Source organism: Saccharopolyspora sp. NPDC045941, assembly GCF_056431445.1.
In genome coordinates this window covers 145,945-162,001 of record NZ_JBWKKU010000009.1, presented here as the reverse complement: position 1 = coordinate 162,001, position 16,057 = coordinate 145,945, and the positions used below count along the sequence as shown (strand labels likewise).

General features: G+C 71.8%; 15 protein-coding genes. 4 read left to right on the top strand and 11 right to left on the bottom strand.

Features of this window, described 5'->3' with window-relative positions; all coding sequences use genetic code 11:
- Window positions 1-14: 14 nt before the first annotated feature.
- Together AC07FN_RS09970 and AC07FN_RS09965 are read right to left on the bottom strand one after the other, a co-directional pair.
- Complete coding sequence (locus AC07FN_RS09970) at window positions 15-1,178, bottom strand: sensor histidine kinase (RefSeq protein WP_478395289.1); 1,164 nt, start codon at window positions 1,176-1,178, stop codon at window positions 15-17.
- Window positions 1,165-1,851 (bottom strand): response regulator transcription factor, encoded by a 687-nt coding sequence (locus tag AC07FN_RS09965; RefSeq protein WP_452612812.1) that lies wholly within the window; start codon window positions 1,849-1,851, stop codon window positions 1,165-1,167. Before AC07FN_RS09965 ends, AC07FN_RS09970 begins: the two co-directional genes overlap by 14 nt.
- A 218-nt stretch (window positions 1,852-2,069) precedes the next feature.
- Here AC07FN_RS09965 and AC07FN_RS09960 point away from each other — a divergent pair, with 218 nt between their 5' ends.
- Window positions 2,070-3,851: a DUF4153 domain-containing protein gene (locus tag AC07FN_RS09960; RefSeq protein ID WP_478395288.1), complete on the top strand. Its 1,782-nt coding sequence runs from the start codon at window positions 2,070-2,072 to the stop codon at window positions 3,849-3,851.
- Window positions 3,852-3,928: 77 nt separating this feature from the next.
- Here AC07FN_RS09960 and dxs read toward each other — a convergent pair whose 3' ends face one another.
- The 4 genes from dxs to AC07FN_RS09940 all read right to left on the bottom strand — a co-directional run bounded on the left by dxs (window position 3,929) and on the right by AC07FN_RS09940 (window position 10,567).
- Window positions 3,929-5,863 carry a 1-deoxy-D-xylulose-5-phosphate synthase gene (dxs, locus tag AC07FN_RS09955; protein ID WP_478395287.1) on the bottom strand — a complete coding sequence of 645 codons (1,935 nt, stop codon included), beginning with the start codon at window positions 5,861-5,863 and terminating at the stop codon, window positions 3,929-3,931.
- A 294-nt stretch (window positions 5,864-6,157) separates the two neighbouring features.
- A complete protein-coding gene (locus AC07FN_RS09950; protein ID WP_478395286.1) occupies window positions 6,158-7,297 on the bottom strand; it encodes a hypothetical protein in 1,140 nt (379 codons plus the stop codon).
- A 32-nt stretch (window positions 7,298-7,329) separates the two neighbouring features.
- Window positions 7,330-8,568 carry a class I SAM-dependent RNA methyltransferase gene (locus AC07FN_RS09945; protein WP_478395285.1) on the bottom strand — a complete coding sequence of 413 codons (1,239 nt, stop codon included), beginning with the start codon at window positions 8,566-8,568 and terminating at the stop codon, window positions 7,330-7,332.
- A complete protein-coding gene (locus AC07FN_RS09940; protein ID WP_478395284.1) occupies window positions 8,540-10,567 on the bottom strand; it encodes an APC family permease in 2,028 nt (675 codons plus the stop codon). Before AC07FN_RS09940 ends, AC07FN_RS09945 begins: the two co-directional genes overlap by 29 nt.
- Window positions 10,568-10,804: 237 nt before the next feature.
- Between AC07FN_RS09940 and AC07FN_RS09935 the strand changes: the two genes are divergently transcribed.
- Together AC07FN_RS09935 and AC07FN_RS09930 are read left to right on the top strand one after the other, a co-directional pair.
- Window positions 10,805-11,470 carry a potassium channel family protein gene (locus AC07FN_RS09935; protein ID WP_478395283.1) on the top strand — a complete coding sequence of 222 codons (666 nt, stop codon included), beginning with the start codon at window positions 10,805-10,807 and terminating at the stop codon, window positions 11,468-11,470.
- Entirely contained in the window at window positions 11,470-12,141 is a 672-nt protein-coding gene (locus tag AC07FN_RS09930) for a potassium channel family protein (RefSeq protein WP_132482984.1), read from the top strand. The genes AC07FN_RS09935 and AC07FN_RS09930 overlap by 1 nt, the downstream gene beginning before the upstream one ends.
- A gap of 75 nt (window positions 12,142-12,216) precedes the next feature.
- On the opposite strand, the gene AC07FN_RS09925 is transcribed toward AC07FN_RS09930, so the two are convergent.
- The 4 genes from AC07FN_RS09925 to dut form a co-directional block, all read right to left on the bottom strand.
- The gene (locus AC07FN_RS09925; RefSeq protein ID WP_478395282.1) at window positions 12,217-12,957 is read right to left on the bottom strand and encodes a DUF3159 domain-containing protein; all 741 of its coding nucleotides are present in this window, start codon (window positions 12,955-12,957) and stop codon (window positions 12,217-12,219) included.
- A complete protein-coding gene (locus AC07FN_RS09920) occupies window positions 12,954-13,331 on the bottom strand; it encodes an OB-fold nucleic acid binding domain-containing protein (RefSeq protein ID WP_093265007.1) in 378 nt (125 codons plus the stop codon). Before AC07FN_RS09920 ends, AC07FN_RS09925 begins: the two co-directional genes overlap by 4 nt.
- Before the next feature lie 278 nt (window positions 13,332-13,609).
- Window positions 13,610-14,233, bottom strand: a complete 624-nt coding sequence (locus AC07FN_RS09915; protein ID WP_478395281.1) for a DUF3710 domain-containing protein — start codon at window positions 14,231-14,233, stop codon at window positions 13,610-13,612.
- A gap of 4 nt (window positions 14,234-14,237) precedes the next feature.
- Window positions 14,238-14,729: a dUTP diphosphatase gene (dut, locus tag AC07FN_RS09910; RefSeq protein WP_478395280.1), complete on the bottom strand. Its 492-nt coding sequence runs from the start codon at window positions 14,727-14,729 to the stop codon at window positions 14,238-14,240.
- A gap of 24 nt (window positions 14,730-14,753) precedes the next feature.
- Between dut and AC07FN_RS09905 the strand changes: the two genes are divergently transcribed.
- Entirely contained in the window at window positions 14,754-15,260 is a 507-nt protein-coding gene (locus AC07FN_RS09905) for a DUF3093 domain-containing protein (protein WP_478395279.1), read from the top strand.
- A 127-nt stretch (window positions 15,261-15,387) separates the two neighbouring features.
- Here AC07FN_RS09905 and AC07FN_RS09900 read toward each other — a convergent pair whose 3' ends face one another.
- On the bottom strand, window positions 15,388-15,687 hold the full coding sequence (locus tag AC07FN_RS09900) for a DUF4193 domain-containing protein (RefSeq protein WP_093265014.1): 300 nt from the start codon (window positions 15,685-15,687) through the stop codon (window positions 15,388-15,390).
- Between the last annotated feature and the right edge of the window lie 370 nt (window positions 15,688-16,057).

Here is a 16,057-nt window from a genome sequence, read left to right as displayed (position 1 = left end):
TCGGCCCGACGGTGCTACGGCGCGGCAGGGAGCTGGACCGTTACCGCGAGGCCGCCGGCCGGGAGGGATTCCGCCCGGACCCGGCCGTGGTGCGCCTTCGCCGCCGCTTGGACGATCGACAGGCCCAGGCCCGCGCCGTTCCTGGCCGTGCGCTGGACGCCGGCCCGGCGGAAGGGTTCGAAGAGCGATTCCACCTGATCGTCCGGAATCCGCGGCCCGGACGACGCGACCCGCAGAGTCGTCCACTGTGGATCGCTGCCGGTGCTGATCTCCACCCAGCCGCCATCCACGTTGTGCCGCACCGCGTTCTCCAGCAGGTTGCCCGCGACGCGCTCCAGCAGCGCCGGATCGCCGACGGCGAAAGCCGGTTCCTCGCAGCACTTGATGCGCAGTCCGCGCTGCCGCGCCTCCTGTTCCACCGCGCGCAGCGCGCGGCCCACGAGCTCCGTGAGGTCCACCGGCTCCCGCACCGCCAACTCCACGCCTTCGGTGCGGGCCAACAGCAGCAGCGCCTCCACCAGCCGCTCCGCGCGGGCCGTCGCTTCCCGGACCACATCGGCCATCCGCCGCAGCTCCGCCTCATCGGCGTCCGGGTCCGACAGCGTGACGTCAAGTTCCGTGCGGATCACCGACAACGGCGTGCGCAGTTCGTGACTCGCGTTGGCCACGAACCGGCGCTGCGAGTCGAACGCCGCCTGCAACCGGTCGAGCATCGCGTCGAAGGTGTCGGCCAGCTGGGCGACTTCATCGCGCGGGCCGCTCAGCGCGATCCGCTCGTCCAGCGACTCCGCGGACAACCGGTGCGCCGCCGCAGTCACGTCGTGCAGCGGGCGCAGGACCCGGCCGGTCACCGTCCACGCCAGCAGCGCGGCCGCCAGAACCACTGCTACGAAGGCGAATCCGCCGATCAACAGCACCTGCTGCCGCGCGGAGTCGCGCAGCGCCTCTCCCAGCAGCTCGGCGGGCACGTCCACGCCGTGCACCCGGACCAGCGTCCCGGCGGGCAGCCGGGGCACCGCGGCGACCACGTTGCCGACCAGCATCCAGCCCAGCCACAGCAGCAGCCCGCTCACCGCGGCGACCAGGGCCGTGGCCAGCAGCGTCAGCCGGGTTCGCAGTCCCGGACCGCGGCGCGTGATCGATCGGGCGGCCGTGCGCATCGGCTCAGTCCCGGGCATGCTCGGCGCCGCCTGCGGACGGCACCCGGTAGCCGGAGCCGACCACGGTTTCGATGATGCCCGGCTCCCCCAGCTTCTTGCGCAGCGTCATCATCGTGACCCGCACCGTCGTGGTGAACGGGTCGGCGTTCTCGTCCCACACCCGTTCCAGCAGTTCCTCGGAGCTGACCACGCCGCCGCCGGCCGACAGCAGCACCTCCAGCACGCCGAACTCCTTGCGGGTCAGCTCCACCTCGCCGTCGCGCCGGTGCACGGTGCGCCGCGCGGAATCCAGCTCCAGCTCCAGCGCGGTGAGCAACGGCGGCTGCGCCGGCGTGGCCCGCCGCCCCAGCGCCCGGACCCGGGCGATCAGCTCCGCGAACGCGAACGGCTTGGCCAGGTAGTCGTCGGCGCCCAGGGACAACCCGGCGACGCGGTCGGCGACGGTGCCGCTGGCCGTGAGCATCAGCACCCTGGTCAGCTCGCCGGAGGACACCAGCCGGCGGCACAGCTCGTCGCCGGACATGCCCGGCAGATCGCGGTCGAGCACCAGCACGTCGTAGCGGGTGATCGACGCCTTCTCCTGCCCGCTCTCGCCGTCGTAGGCGACGTCCACGGCCATGCCTTCCCGGCGCAGCCCGCGAGCTATCGCATCGGCCAGCGGCTTCTCATCCTCGACGACCAGGATTCGCACCTGTTCACCCTGCCACAGCCCGGCGGCGGAGCCGGGACGACGTGCGCGGCTGCGCGACCGGTCGGCCGCGAGCCCGTTCCGCCGAGCGGACCGACGTCAACGCCTTCGGCCGGGGCCGGGGCCGGGAGGAAAATCCTCCCGAAATCCGGCAAATCCAGTGAACCGATTCGGCCTTCGTGCGTCCAATGGAAAAGCGCTCAACGCACCGCTGGAGGATCATGCCCGGCAAACCGAACCAAGCGCCGGAACCGGATGACGCCGCAGGGCGCGAGGTGACGCCCGAGGAGGACGAGCGGCCGGTCGGCGAGTCCGACGCGCCGGACGGATCGTCCGCGGAATCCGCACCAGGTGAGGACACCGCGGCCGAACCGGATGAACAGCCGGAGCCGGCGGTCGAACCCGATCAACCTGCCGCCGCTCCGGAAGCCCCCGAGCCGAGTCCTCCCCCGGCCGCCCAGGGCGCGCCGTTGCCGCCGATGCAATCGGTGCAGGGAGCTCCGGTGCCGATGGCGCAGCTGGCGCAGCTGCCGATGCCCGCGGGAACTCCTTATCCGCCACCCCATCCGCCGTTCGCCCCACCCCATCCGCCGTTCGCCCCACCGCCGCCGCTGTTCGACGCCTTCTGGCCGCGGCCGGGGTTCTCGGGCGCTCCCGTGGCGTTGCTCGCGGCGGTGATCGGCGGCGCCGCCGCGGCGATCTTCGTGCCGCTGGGCGGGCCCGGGATCGGCTGGCCGCTGCTCGGCCTGACCATCGCCGCCGGGATGTTCCTGGTGGGCCGCAAGGCGGAACGGAAGGTCCACATCGGACAGGTGTGCTGGGCGGTGACGGCCTTGCTGCTGCTGTCGGTGTGCGCTTTCCGGTCGGCGGACTGGCTCACGGCATGGTGCGTGCTGACCGCCGGGGTCGCCGGAGTGCTCGCGGTGACCGGTGGGCGGAGCGTACGGGGGTTTGGACTGGCCGCCATCGCGATCCCGGTAGCGGCCCTCCGAGCCTTGCCCTGGGCGGTGCGGGGCGTGCGCGAACGCGGCCGCGGCTCGGTCGGCCTGCGGCTAGTGGCGTCGCTGGCGGTCACGGTTCTGCTGCTGCTGATCTTCGGCGCGTTGTTCGCCGGCGCCGACGAGAACTTCGCGGCGCTGGCCTCGGCCGTGCTGCCGCGACTCGACGGGGAGTCCTTCTTCCGCTGGACGTTCGTGCTGGTCGTCTTCGGGGCGGCCACCCTGGGTGCCGCCTTCACCCTGCTCCGCCCGCCGGAACCGGCGGAGACGACCCGCGAGGTCAAGACGCTGCGGCGGCTCGAATGGGCGCTGCCGATCGGCGTGCTGGTTGTGCTGTTCGCGGCGTTCATCGCGGTGCAGAGCACTCCGATGTTCGGCGGCGAGCAGCACGTTCAGCACACCGAGCAGCTGACCTATGCGGGCTACGCCCGCAGCGGCTTCTGGCAGCTGACGTTCGTCACGATCCTCACCCTGCCGATCATCGGCGCCGCGGCGCGCTGGGCGCCCAAGAGCACCGAGTTCGATCGCAACCTGCTGCGCGGGCTGGGCGGTGCGCTCGCCGTGCTCACGCTGCTCATCGTGTTCTCCGCGCTGATCCGCATGTGGGCCTACCAGGACGCTTACGGCTACACCGTGATGCGCCTGCTGGTGATGTCCTGCGAGCTGTGGCTGGGCGTGGTGTACCTGCTGGTCATCGCAGCCGGCGCCCGGCTGCGGGCCAGCTGGCTGCCCGCCGCGGTGGTCGGCACGGCGATGGCGGCGCTGCTCGGGCTGGCGGCGCTCAACCCCGACGCGTTCATCGCCGAGCGCAACATCGCCCGCTTCGAGGCGACCGGCAGGCTCGACCAGGAGTACCTGGAGAGGCTGTCGGCGGACGCGCTTCCCGCGCTGCAGGGCCTGCCGGAGGAGGCCCGCGGGCCGGTCGTCGCGGAGATCACCGAGGACCTGTCCGACGAGGGCTGGCGCTCCTGGAACCTCTCCGACCACCTGGCCCGCCAGTCCTGACGTGAACAGTGATCAGCGGGTGTCGCCCGGGCTGGGCGACACCCGCTGATCTGTGGCGAGACCGGAACGCCGACGGGTCAGCCGTTGGCGGCTTCCGGGCGGTCCGGGTCGGCCGCGACCCGCAGCGGGACGCGCCCGTCACCGCGCTTGGCGACCCACTCCGTGATCCGGCGGGCGATGTCCTGCTCGGTGAGGCCGAGGTCGGCCAGCACCTCCTCGCGCGAGGAGTGCGTCAGGAAGCGGTTCGGCACCGCCATGTCGCGCAGCGGCACGTCCAGCTCCGCGTCGCGCAGCGCCGCCGCCAGCGACCAGCCGAACCCGCCGTGCCGACCGCAGTCCTCCAGGGTGACCACCAGCCGGTGCTGCGCGGCCATCTCGACGATCTGCTCCGGGACCGGCAGCACCCAGCGCGGGTCGACCACGGTCACCCCGATGCCCTGCGCGGCGAGCCGCTCCGCCGCGGCGACCGCCAGCTTGCCGAACGCGCCGACCGCGACCAGCAGTACGTCGTCCGAGTCCCCCGAGCGGCGCAGCACGTCGACGCCGCCGACCCGCTCCACGGCCGGGACCTCCTCGACCACCGAGCCCTTGGAGAACCGCATCACGGTCGGGCCGTCGTCGACGGCGACCGCCTCGCGCAACTCCTCGCGCAGCGTCACGGCGTCGCGCGGCGCGGCGACCCGGATGCCCGGGATCAGGCCCAGGATCGACAGGTCCCACATGCCGTTGTGGCTGGCGCCGTCGTCACCGGTGATGCCGGAGCGGTCCAGCGTGACCGTGACCGGCTGCTTGTGCAGCGCCACGTCCATCAGCAGCTGGTCGAACGCCCGGTTCAGGAACGTCGAGTACACCGCGAACACCGGGTGCAGGCCGCCCATCGCCATCCCGGCCGCCGCGGTCATGCCGTGCTGCTCGGCGATGCCCACGTCGATGCAGCGGTCCGGGTACGCCTCGGCGAACTTCTTCAGCCCGGTCGGGCCGAGCATCGCCGCGGTGATGGCCACCACGTCCGGGCGCTCGGCACCGATGCGCACCAGCTCCTCGGCGTAGACGTCCGTCCAGCTCTTCGGGGCCGGCTTGGTCGGCAGCCCGGTCTCCGGGTCGATGACCTTGACCTGGTGCATCTGCTCGGCCTGGTCGTTCTCGGCTGGCGCGAACCCGTTGCCCTTGCGGGTCACCGCGTGCACGATCACCGGGCCGCCGAAGGACTTGGCCATCTGCAGCGCGTGCTCCATCGCGCGCATGTCGTGGCCGTCGACCGGGCCCAGGTACTTGATGCCGAGGTCGGAGAACATCACCTGCGGGCTGATCGCGTCCTTGATGCCGCTCTTGGCCGCGTGCAGTCCGGTGTAGAGCGAGCGCCCGACGACCGGGAGGTTGCGCAGCGTGCGGCGGCCGCTCTCCAGCGCCTTCTCGTAGCTGGGGTTCAGCCGCAGCGCGGCGAGGTGCTCGGCGAGGCCGCCGATCGTCGGCGCGTAGGACCGGCCGTTGTCGTTGACCACGATCACCACCGGACGCTCCTGGTCCGCGGCGATGTTGTTCAGCGCCTCCCAGCACATGCCGCCGGTGAGCGCGCCGTCGCCGACGATCGCCACCGCGTGCTGCGGCTTGCCGCCGAGCTGGAAGGAGCGGGCCAGGCCGTCGGCGTAGGACAGCGCTGTGGAGGCGTGGCTGTTCTCCACGAAGTCGTGGGCGCTCTCGGTGCGCGACGGGTAGCCGGAGAGGCCGTCGCGCTTGCGCAGCTGGTCGAATCCGTCCTGCCGACCCGTGATGATCTTGTGGACGTACGCCTGGTGCCCGGTGTCGAACACGATGGCGTCCCGCGGCGAGTCGAAGACCCGGTGGACGGCCAGGGTCAGTTCCACCGCGCCCAGGTTCGGCCCCAGGTGCCCGCCGGTGCGGGACACCTTCTCGATCAGGAAACGCCTGATCTCCGAAGCCAGTTGCGCCAGCTCAGGGTGCGTCAGGCGCTTTACATCGGCCGGACTGTGCACGGACCCCAGCAGCGTCACCGTTCCACCTCACTCGTCGTGCCGGTCGGGTTCATTCGCATGCCGGGGCCGGGCTGGCTGCCTGGCTCCGCCGCGATGCATAGCGCGTCCCAGTCTACGGAGGGGCCTGCCGACGGCCCGGCGTGGTACGCGGCACCGTGCGTAACCGTGCGACCACCCTGAGCGCCACCTGCGCATTCCCCCGGACCGCGGGGGGCCGGCGGAGCATCCGATGCGGCCCAAGCGATCGACCCGGCCCCGCGCGAACGGTTTTCCGCCCTGCTCACCGGGCGGCGCCCAGCGCTGTGGGGGTCATCACCGCGGGAACGGCCGCCACTCGGGCAGCGGGGCGTGATCCGGGCGGAGGTCTCCCCAAGGCGGGCTGCCGGGCGGCAGCTGGTGCAATTCGGCCTGATCGAGGCGGCGCCGCACCCGGAGCCAATCGACGGCCAGGAACGCGCCCGCGCCCAGCACGGCCACCGCGATGATCCACAGCGCCGGGTCGCCGATGCCCCGGCCGATCGCGGTGGTCAGCAGCATCGAGCCGAACACCACCAGCACGCCGCCGAGCAGGATCCGGAACGCCGGGTAGGCGTGCGCCCGGCTGCCGCCCCGCACCGTCGTGGTGCGAGCGGCGGCCCAGCCGCGCAGCCGGTGCCAGGCGGCGAGGTCCTGCGGGCCGGTGCGCAGCGGCCACGCCGCGGTGGCGCGCCGCCGGACGATCGCGGCGACCAGTTGCGGATCGGCGACGTGGACCACCCACTGCTGCGGCCCGGCGACCAGCCGGAGCGCCGGGCCGCTGCGCAGGCGGATGCCGGTGCCGCCGGGTAGCGGCCACCAGCCGCCCGATTCCCCGCTGATCTCCCCCGCCTGCGCGAAGGCCAGCTCGGCCAGCGGCAGCGCCTGCCGGACCCGTCCGGCGCTGCCGGTCCGGTCGAGCACGATCCGGTCCCGGCCGATCAACAGGCGCCCGCTGCCGAGCGCGTCGAGCGGCACCGTGATCTCGACGTCCAGCTCCGCGAGATCCCCCGCGAGCCCGACGAGCCGGCGGTGCGCCAGCACCGCCAGCGCGGGCGAGGCGATCACGGCAACCAGCGAGACCGCGCCGATCGGCGCGGCGAACACGACGTTGACGATCGCCTGCGGCACGGCTGCCAGCAGCGCCCAGCCCGGCCAGCGGCGCGGCGTGCGGGAGTCGGCCAGCCACGCCGCCGCGGCGACCACGATCCAGCCCGCGGCCCACCCGGTGAAATAACCGGGCACAGTCGACGAACCGAGCAGCAGCAGACCGGCCGGGACCAGCACGATTCCCAGCGCCGCCGACAGGAACGCGGTCGCCCGACGCCCTGGCACGGCGTCCGGCGCCGTCGTCCCTGGTGCCGGGACGGGCTGCACCGCGGGCCCGGTAGCGGGCGGGGCCGGGAGGACCTCTGGCTTGTGTTCGCGTTGCGTCATCTCATGGATCCCGTTCCCGGCCCCGACCCGGCTCAGCGCGGATCCGGCTCCAGCAGTGCGATGCATTCGATGTGGTGCGTCATCGGGAAGGCGTCGAAGGCCTCCAGCTCGGTCATCCGGTAGCCGCGCTCCGCGAACAGGCCGACGTCCCGCGCCAGTGCCGCCGGATCGCACGCGACGTGCACGATCCGCGCCGGGCGACGCGCGGTCACCGACTCCACCACGTCCCGGCCCGCGCCCTTGCGCGGCGGGTCCAGCACCACGACGTCCGGCGCCTGCAGGTCCTCGTCGGTGGCCACCGCCTCCACCGTGCCCGCCCGGAACGACACCTGCGGCAGGTCCCGCAGGTTCGCCACCGCGTCCTCCACCGCGCGCTTCGACGACTCGACCAGCACCACCGAGCCCGCCGGGCCGACCTGCTCGGCGAGCACGGCCGCGAACAGGCCGACCCCGCCGTAGAGGTCCCACGCCACGCCGCCCGCCGGCGCGGCCGCCAGCCGCGCGACGACCTCGGTGAAGACGTCCGGAGCGGCCTTGTGCACCTGCCAGAAGCCCTGCACCGCCACGTCGAAGGACCGTCCGCCGGCGGATTCGCGGGCCACCCCGCTGCCCTGCACCTGCCGGGCGACGGCCCGCCCGTGCCGGCGCTGCGGCTTGTGGTCCACGGCCGTGACGTGCACGTCACCGGTGGCATCGGCGGCCACCGTCAGCTCCGCGCCCGGACGCCACCGGCGGTTCGTGACCCCGTCCAGCGCGCCCTCGACGGTGATCGGGCAGTCCTCCACCGGGATCACCCGGTGGCTGCGGTGCGCGCGGAATCCCGCCCGGCCCTTGCGGTCCACCGCCAGCCGCGCGCGGCTGCGCCAGCGCAGCAGCCCGCCGGGCAGTTCCCGCACCCGGACCGGCCAGTCGATCCCGGCGATCCGCTGCAGCTGCTCGGCGATCACCGCGGCCTTCAGCTCCCGCTGCGCCTCGCCGGAGGCGTGCTGCCAGTCGCAGCCGCCGCACCGGTCGCGGCCGAGCGCCATGTCCGCCATCGGGCACGGCGGGCTGACCCGCCCCGGCGCCGCGGTCAGCACCTCGACCGCGTCCGCGCGGCAGAAGCCGCCGCCGGCGTCCTCCGTGACCTCCGCGACGACGACCTCGCCGGGCAGCGCGTGGCGGACGAACATCACCCGGCCCTCGTGCCGGGCCACGCAGTGGCCGCCGTGCGCGACCGGCCCGATCTCGACCTCCAGCCGCCTACCGGTCCAGTCCGGCCTTTCGGTCACTGTTCACCTTCCCGTTCGTACCCAACCCGCGCCGGGCCGCGCCCGGCATCGAGGTGAGCTGCTTCTGGCGGACCCGCGCGGACGACTCCAGCTGCCACGGCACGCTGGTGACCATCACGCCCGGCTGGAACAGCAGGCGGCTCTTCAGCCGCAGCGCGCTCTGGTTGTGCAGCAACTGCTCCCACCAGTGGCCGACGACGTATTCGGGGATGAACACGGTGACCACGTCGCGGGGGCTGTCCCGCCGGATCCGCTTGACGTATTCGAGCACCGGCCGGGTGATCTCCCGGTACGGCGACTCCAGCACCTTCAACGGCACCGGGAGATTCTCCGCCTCCCACCGCTTCGTCAGCTCGCGGGTGTCCTCGTCGTCCACGTTGACGGTGACGCCCTCGAGCACGTCCGGCCGGGTGGCGCGGGCGTAGGCGATCGCGCGCATGGTCGGCAGGTGCAGCTTGGAGACCAGGATCAGCGCGTGGTTGCGCGACGGCAGCACCGCGTCCGCCTCCTGCTGCTTGAGCTCGTCGGCCACGCGGTCGTAGTGCCGGCGGATCGCGGTCATCAGCACGTAGATCGCGGCCATCGCGGCGATCGCGATCCAGGCGCCGTGGGTGAACTTGGTGATCAGCACGATCACCAGCACGCTGGCCGTCATGAACAGGCCGAAGGAGTTGATCGCCTGCGCGCGCCGCATCCGGCGCCGGGCCTGCGGATCGGTTTCCTTGCGCAGCAACCTGTTCCAATGCCGGATCATGCCGCTCTGGCTGAGCACGAACGACACGAACACGCCGACGATGTAGAGCTGGATCAGCCGGGTCACCTCGGCCTCGAAGGCGAACACCAGGATGATCGCGCCGGCGGCCAGGAACAGGATGCCATTGGAGAACGCCAGCCGGTCGCCGCGGGTGTGCAGCTGGCGCGGCAGGAAGCGGTCCTGCGCCAGGATCGAACCCAGCACCGGGAAGCCGTTGAACGCGGTGTTGGCGGCCAGCACCAGGATCAGGCCGGTGAAGAACACCAGGTACCAGACGCCGGGCGCGAAGCCCGTGAACACCGCGCCGGCGAGCTGAGCGACCAGCGTCTTCTGCTCGTAGCCCGGCGGGGCGCCGATCAGCTGGTGCGCCGGGTTCTCCGCGATCACCGCGCCGGTCAGCTGGGCCAGCACGATCAGGCCGAGGAACATCGCGATGGCGAAGCCGCCCATCATCGCCAGCGTGGTGGCCGCGTTGCGGGACTTCGGCTTGCGGAACGCGGGCACCCCGTTGCTGATCGCCTCGACACCGGTCAGCGCAGCGCTACCGGAGGAGAACGCCCGCAGCACCAGGAACACGAACGCCACGCCGGCCATCTGGGTCTCGTCGGGCAGGATCTGGAAGCTCGCACTCTCGGCGCGCAGCTCGCGGCCGAGCACGAACACCTGGAAGAACCCCCAGGCGATCATGCCGAGCACGCCGATGAGGAAGGCGTAGACCGGGACCGCGAACAGCGACCCGGACTCCCGGACGCCGCGCAGGTTCATCGCGGTCAGCAGCGCGATCGCCCCGACCGCGAACAGCACCTTGTGCTCGGCCACGAACGGGATGACCGATCCGATGTTCGCCGCGGCCGAGGAGATCGACACCGCGACGGTGAGGATGTAGTCGACCAGCAGGGCGCTGGCCACCACCAGGCCGAACTGGCGACCGTGGTTGACGGTGGCGACCTCGTAGTCGCCACCACCGGAGGGATAGGCGCGCACGTTCTGCCGGTAGGAGGCGACCACCGTGATCATCACGAGCGCGACGACGATCCCGATCCACGGGCTCACCGCGAACGCCGACACACCGGCCGCCGAGAGCACCAGCAGGATCTCTTCAGGCGCATACGCAACGCTGGACATCGCATCCGATGAGAAAATCGGCAGGGCGATGCGCTTGGGCAGCAGCGTGTGCGAGAGGCGGTCGCTGCGGAACGGCCGACCTACGATCAACCGTTTCGCCGCGGTTGCGAGCTTGGACACGGCACAGAGCGTAAGCGCAAAGGCGGGTCGACTGACGACCCTGGCTGCCGGAATTGCTCTCAGGTCACATCCTGCGCGCCGCCCTGCCCCCGGGGGCGTCTCACCCGGTACGGTGCACCAGCCTGGAACCGATGGGCGCGAACCGGACCGGATCAGCGCCCGTGCCGGTACGGTCGGCAGACGATCGCGAGGTCGTGGCCGACAACCCCACACCCCCCGCAGCGAGGAGACAAGGTCGTGCACGTGGTGATCATGGGCTGCGGCCGGGTCGGGGCCTCCCTGGCCACGGCCCTGCAACGGCTCGATCACACCGTGGCCGTGGTCGACAAGAACCCCCAGGCGTTCCACCGCCTGGGCAAGGACTTCCGCGGCCAGCAGGTCACCGGCAACGGCTTCGACCGGGACATCCTGGTCGAGGCGGGGATCGAACGGGCGACCGCATTCGCCGCGGTGTCCAACGGGGACAACTCCAACATCGTCTCGGCCAGGGTCGCCCGCGAGACCTTCGGCATCGAACACGTCGTGGCACGCATCTACGACCCCAAGCGCGCCGAGGTCTACCAGCGGCTGGGGATCCCGACGGTGGCCACCGTGCCGTGGACGACCGACCGGTTCCTGCGCATGCTGCTGCCCGAGGGCGTCGCCACCGCGTGGCGCGAGCCCTCCGGCACCGTCGCGGTCCTGCAGCTGCCGCTGGACGACGGCTGGGTCGGCCGCCGGATCGCCGAGCTGGAATCCGCCACCGGCGCCCGGGTCGCGTTCATCATGCGGTTCGGCAACGGCGTGCTGCCGGACGCCAAGACCGTCATCCAGGCCGACGACACCGTCTACGTGGCGGCGCTGTCGGGCACCGTCACCGACGTCACGGCGGCGGGCCGCCGCACCCCCGAGGAGAGCGAGTAATGCGCATCGCGATCGCGGGCGCCGGCGCGGTCGGCCAGTCCATCGCACGGGAGCTGCTCGAAGGCGACCACGAGGTCCTGCTGATCGAGCGGAGCATCCAGAACTACCACCCGAAGAACATCCCCGGCGCCGAGTGGATGCTCGCCGATGCCTGCGAGCTGGCGTCGCTGGAGGAAGCCGGACTGGAGTCCTGCGACGTGGTCATCGCGGCCACCGGGGACGACAAGGTCAACCTGGTGGTGTCGCTGCTGTCGAAGACGGAGTTCGCGGTGCGCCGCGTGGTGGCCCGCGTCAACGACCCGCTCAACGAGTGGCTGTTCACCGAGGCCTGGGGCGTCGACGTCGCGGTGTCCACGCCGCGGATGCTGGCCGCGATGGTGGAGGAAGCGGTCAACGTCGGCGACCTGGTGCGGCTGATGACGCTGCGGCAGGGCCAGGCCAACCTGGTCGAGGTGACGCTGCCGGATTCCACGCCGCTGGCGGGCCGCCGGGTCCGCGACCTGAAGCTGCCGTCCGACGCGGCGCTGGTCACCATCCTGCGCGGCGGCCGGGTGATCGTGCCGCAGGCCGACGACCCGCTGGAAGCCGGCGACGAGATGCTGTTCGTGGCCATCGCGGACGTCGAGCAGCAGATCCGGGCGATCATCCACGACCGCCAACCCACCGACTGACGGGTTTCCAGACCGGCAGGGCCGCCGTTCTCGCGCGAGGACGGCGGCCCTGCCGGTCGGCTCGAACCGGGCGGGTCAGCCCAGCGAGGGCTTGGAGTCGATGGCTCCCGGCTCCGGCAGGGCTTCGGCCTTCTCCTGCTCGGCGACCTTCGAAGCGCGGCGGACCGCCCACACCGTGACGATCAGCGCCAGGCCGGTCAGCGGATAGCCCATCGCGATCCGCGCGAACGCCAGCCAGCCGGTCTGGTCGGAGTCGTACAGCCACTGCTGCACCACGTACTTCGCGGCGAACACCACGGTCCAGGCCAGCGTCGCCAGGTCGTAGCCGCGCAGCGCCCGGCGCTGCTTGCGCCAGGAGAAGCCCAGCCCGTTCAGCGCCGACCAGGCCACGCCCACCAGCGGCCAGCGGGCCAGCACCGACACCAGGAACACGCCGCCGTAGATCAGGCTCGTCCAGATGCCCAGCAGGAAGAAGCCCTTGGCATCGCCCGAGCGGTAGGCGATGAACGAGCACACCGCCACCCCGAGCACGCCGGAGATGGCGGGCTGCAGCGGCTCCTTGCGCACCAGCCGGAAGATCGCGATCGCGATCGCGACACCGATCGCCGACCAGATCGCCGGCATCAGCGAGGTGAAGGAGCTGACCAGCACGAAGACCACGATCGGGACCGCGGAGTAGGCCAGCCCGCCGACGCCGCCCATCTGTTCGAGCAGGGTCTTCTCGGGATCGCCGGCCCGCTGCGCGGTCGGGTCCTGCTGGTTGTCGGCCGCGTCCTGGGCTGGTGTCCCGGCGGCGGATGCGTCGCGTTCGCTCATGCGGTGTTCTGCAACTCGTAGTAGGGGTTGTAAAGCACCTTGCGGCCGTCGCGGACCGCGATCCGGCCCCGGGCCTTGATGATCCGCCCGGGTTCGATGCCGGCGATCCGGCGGCGCCCGAGCCAGACCAGGGTCACGTCCTCGGTGCCGTCGTACAACTCGGCCTCCAGCGTCGGTGCCGACGCCTTCGGGCACAGGCCCACGCTGCGCACCCGACCGAGCACCACGGCCTCCTGCCCGCACTGGCAGTCGCTGGCGCGCTGGGCTCCGCCGGCTTGGGACCGCTCCGAGAGGTCATCGGCGTCCAACTCGGCGACGTCGCTGGTCAAGCGGCGTACGAGGCGACGCCAGTAGCCGCCGTCGGTCTTGCTCATCTAGCGCTCCCGTGCGCTTCCGGGGCTCGACTCGAAGCCCGTGCACCCCCAGCGTAGCCGCCGAGAACGGCGTAGTCGCGGGCCCGGCGGGATAACCGACTTGACCCGCCCGATCGGCTAAACCTTGATCAACACGGCCACGCTGGGTGTTCGGCTTCGCACTGGTTCTTTCCGGTGAAAAGCGAAAAATTCCCGCGCCCGAACCGATCCGGTCTCGGCTGCGGCGAAACCGCCTCGGGCGCCGTCCCGGTTCTCCGGCGGCGCCCGACGCCGACTCCCTAGCCCTGCTGGCCGTTGTTCTGAGCCTGCTGGATGTGGCGCAGGATCGCTTCCGGCAGCTGGATCGGCAGCGGCGTGCGCACCGGCAGCGGGTCGTCGCCGCGGACCACGACGGTCTCGTCGAGGACCGCGTACAGCAGCTTCGCGCACTCCTCGGCGTGCTCCGCCGGCCCGGCCGCGACGCCGCGCAGCAGCCAGCGCGGCCCGTCGACCCCGACGAACCGCAGCGCCGCGTTCGGCGAGTCCGCAACCAGTTCAGAGCCCCAGTCGCCCTCTTCGGCGTACACCCGGGCGCCGTCCTTGCGCAGCTGCTCGGCGAGCTCGGCGCTGACCTCGGTCCACAGCCCGCTGCTGCGCGGCGCCGCGAACGCGCTGACGGTCAGCCGGCCGACCGGTGTGACCAGGTGCACGGCGCGCACCGGCCCGGCCGGGTCGACCTCGACCTGCAGCTGGCCGCCCTCGGGCACCGGCACCCGCACCGAACCGAGGTCGAGCCGCTCGACCTCGTCGTCGGGCGCCTCGTTCGAGTCGAACGGACCGCCCTCCACGACTTCCGCTTCCTCGGCGTTCAGCGCCTCGTCCGCGGCCTCACGTTCGCCCCGTTTCCGGCCCCACCCGAACATCCCCTCAGACCTCCGTCCTGTGACCGGTCTCGGCACCCGAGACCGCCAGCACCTCGTGCCCGCCGGTGGACCCGTAGCCCCCGGCACCCCGCTGCGACGCCGGCAGCTCGTCGACCTCCTCGAACACCGCGTGCTCGACCTTCTGCACCACGAGCTGAGCGATCCGGTCGCCGCGCCGCAGCGACAGCGGTTGTGCACGATCATGATTGATCAGGCAGACCTTGACCTCACCGCGGTACCCGGAATCCACCGTGCCGGGCGCGTTGACCACGCTCAACCCCGCCTTGGCCGCCAGGCCCGAGCGCGGGTGCACGAAGCCCGCGTAGCCCTCCGGCAGGGCCAGCGCGATCCCCGTGCCCACGACGACGCGTTCGCCGGGTTCGAGCACCACGTCGCTGGTGGTCACCAGATCCGCGCCGGCGTCGCCTGATTTCGCGTACGCGGGCAGCGGCACATCGGGGTCAAGTCGGGTCAGCAGGACCTTCACGTTCGACACGGGCGGCGAGACTACCCTGAAGACGTGTCGGAAAGCGTAGAAGCGGCCAGCATCGCCGGGGACGTGCCCGGTCAGGCGAATTCGAAGGGGCATCCCGTGTTCCGCGAGCGGTTGTACACGTCCTGGTGGGCGTGGCCGCTACCGGTCATCGGAGCCGCGATCATGGCCGCCACGGTGCACATGGGCTACCCGGGCGTGCGCGCATGGCTGCCTTACGCCGTGCTCATCCCGCTGGCCATCGCGATCCCGCTCTGGCTGGGTCGCACCAAGATCGAGGTCGTCGACGGCGAGTTCTGGGTGGGCGACGCGCACCTGCCGCTGCGGTTCGTCGAGGACGCGGAGGTCATCACCCCCGCCGAGCAGCGCCGGGCGCTCGGCCCGGACCTGGACCCGGCGGCGTTCATGGTGCACCGGTCGTCGATCCGCACCTCGGTGCGGATCTGGCTGAACGACCCGGACGACCCCACGCCGTACTGGGTGATCAGCACGCGCCGTCCCGAACGGCTCATCGCCGCCCTGAAGAAGTCCTGACCAACCCGGCCTCCCCCGCCGGTGAGCAGGTCCGACCGGCCGGCGGGGAGCCGTGAAGACAACTGGGCACACGCCGTCAGCGTGTGCCCAGCCACTTCCCGGTCTCGTCGACTCCTGGCCGCCTGGATCAGGCGGCGCAGTCGCGGCAGACGAACTGGCCGTTGCGGGTTTCGGCCAGCCGGCTGCGGTGGTGGACGAGGAAGCAGCTCGAGCAGGTGAACTCGTCAGCCTGCTTCGGGAGCACCTTGACGGTCATCTCCTCGCCGGACAGGTCTGCGCCCGGCAATTCGAAGTTCTCCGCGATCGCCCCTTCGTCCTCGTCGACGACGCCGGATTGCGCATCGTTGCGTCGCGCCTTCAGCTCCTCCAACGAGTCCTCTGCCAAGTCTTCGGACTCGCGGCGCGGAGCGTCGTAGTCGGTCGCCATCGTGATTCACCCCTGCGTTAGTGGAGACTGCAATGGTGTGCCGCTGGTAAACGTTCCAGGACCAGGATTTGTGCCCGTTGGCGCAGTGATCGTGGTCTCGCCCTGCAACGCGTTCAGTTCCCCCGTAATGAGCGACTCGCCTCATCCGGCACTCCGTGAGGCGCCGAGAGGGTAGCTCATGCCGAGTCCGCGCACGCATCAGGTCACCCATAGGTGTGGTGTTCGCTGCATCCGCCGACCGCCGAAGATCAATCCCCGGATGCCGCCCGGTCGCCTTCTTCGGTTGCCCGGCACCTCGCCTCGCGAAGCGGTGCGCAGGAAGTTCGCCGCTCGGCATCGATTCAGCGACCCGCCGCGGACGGCTCCGACA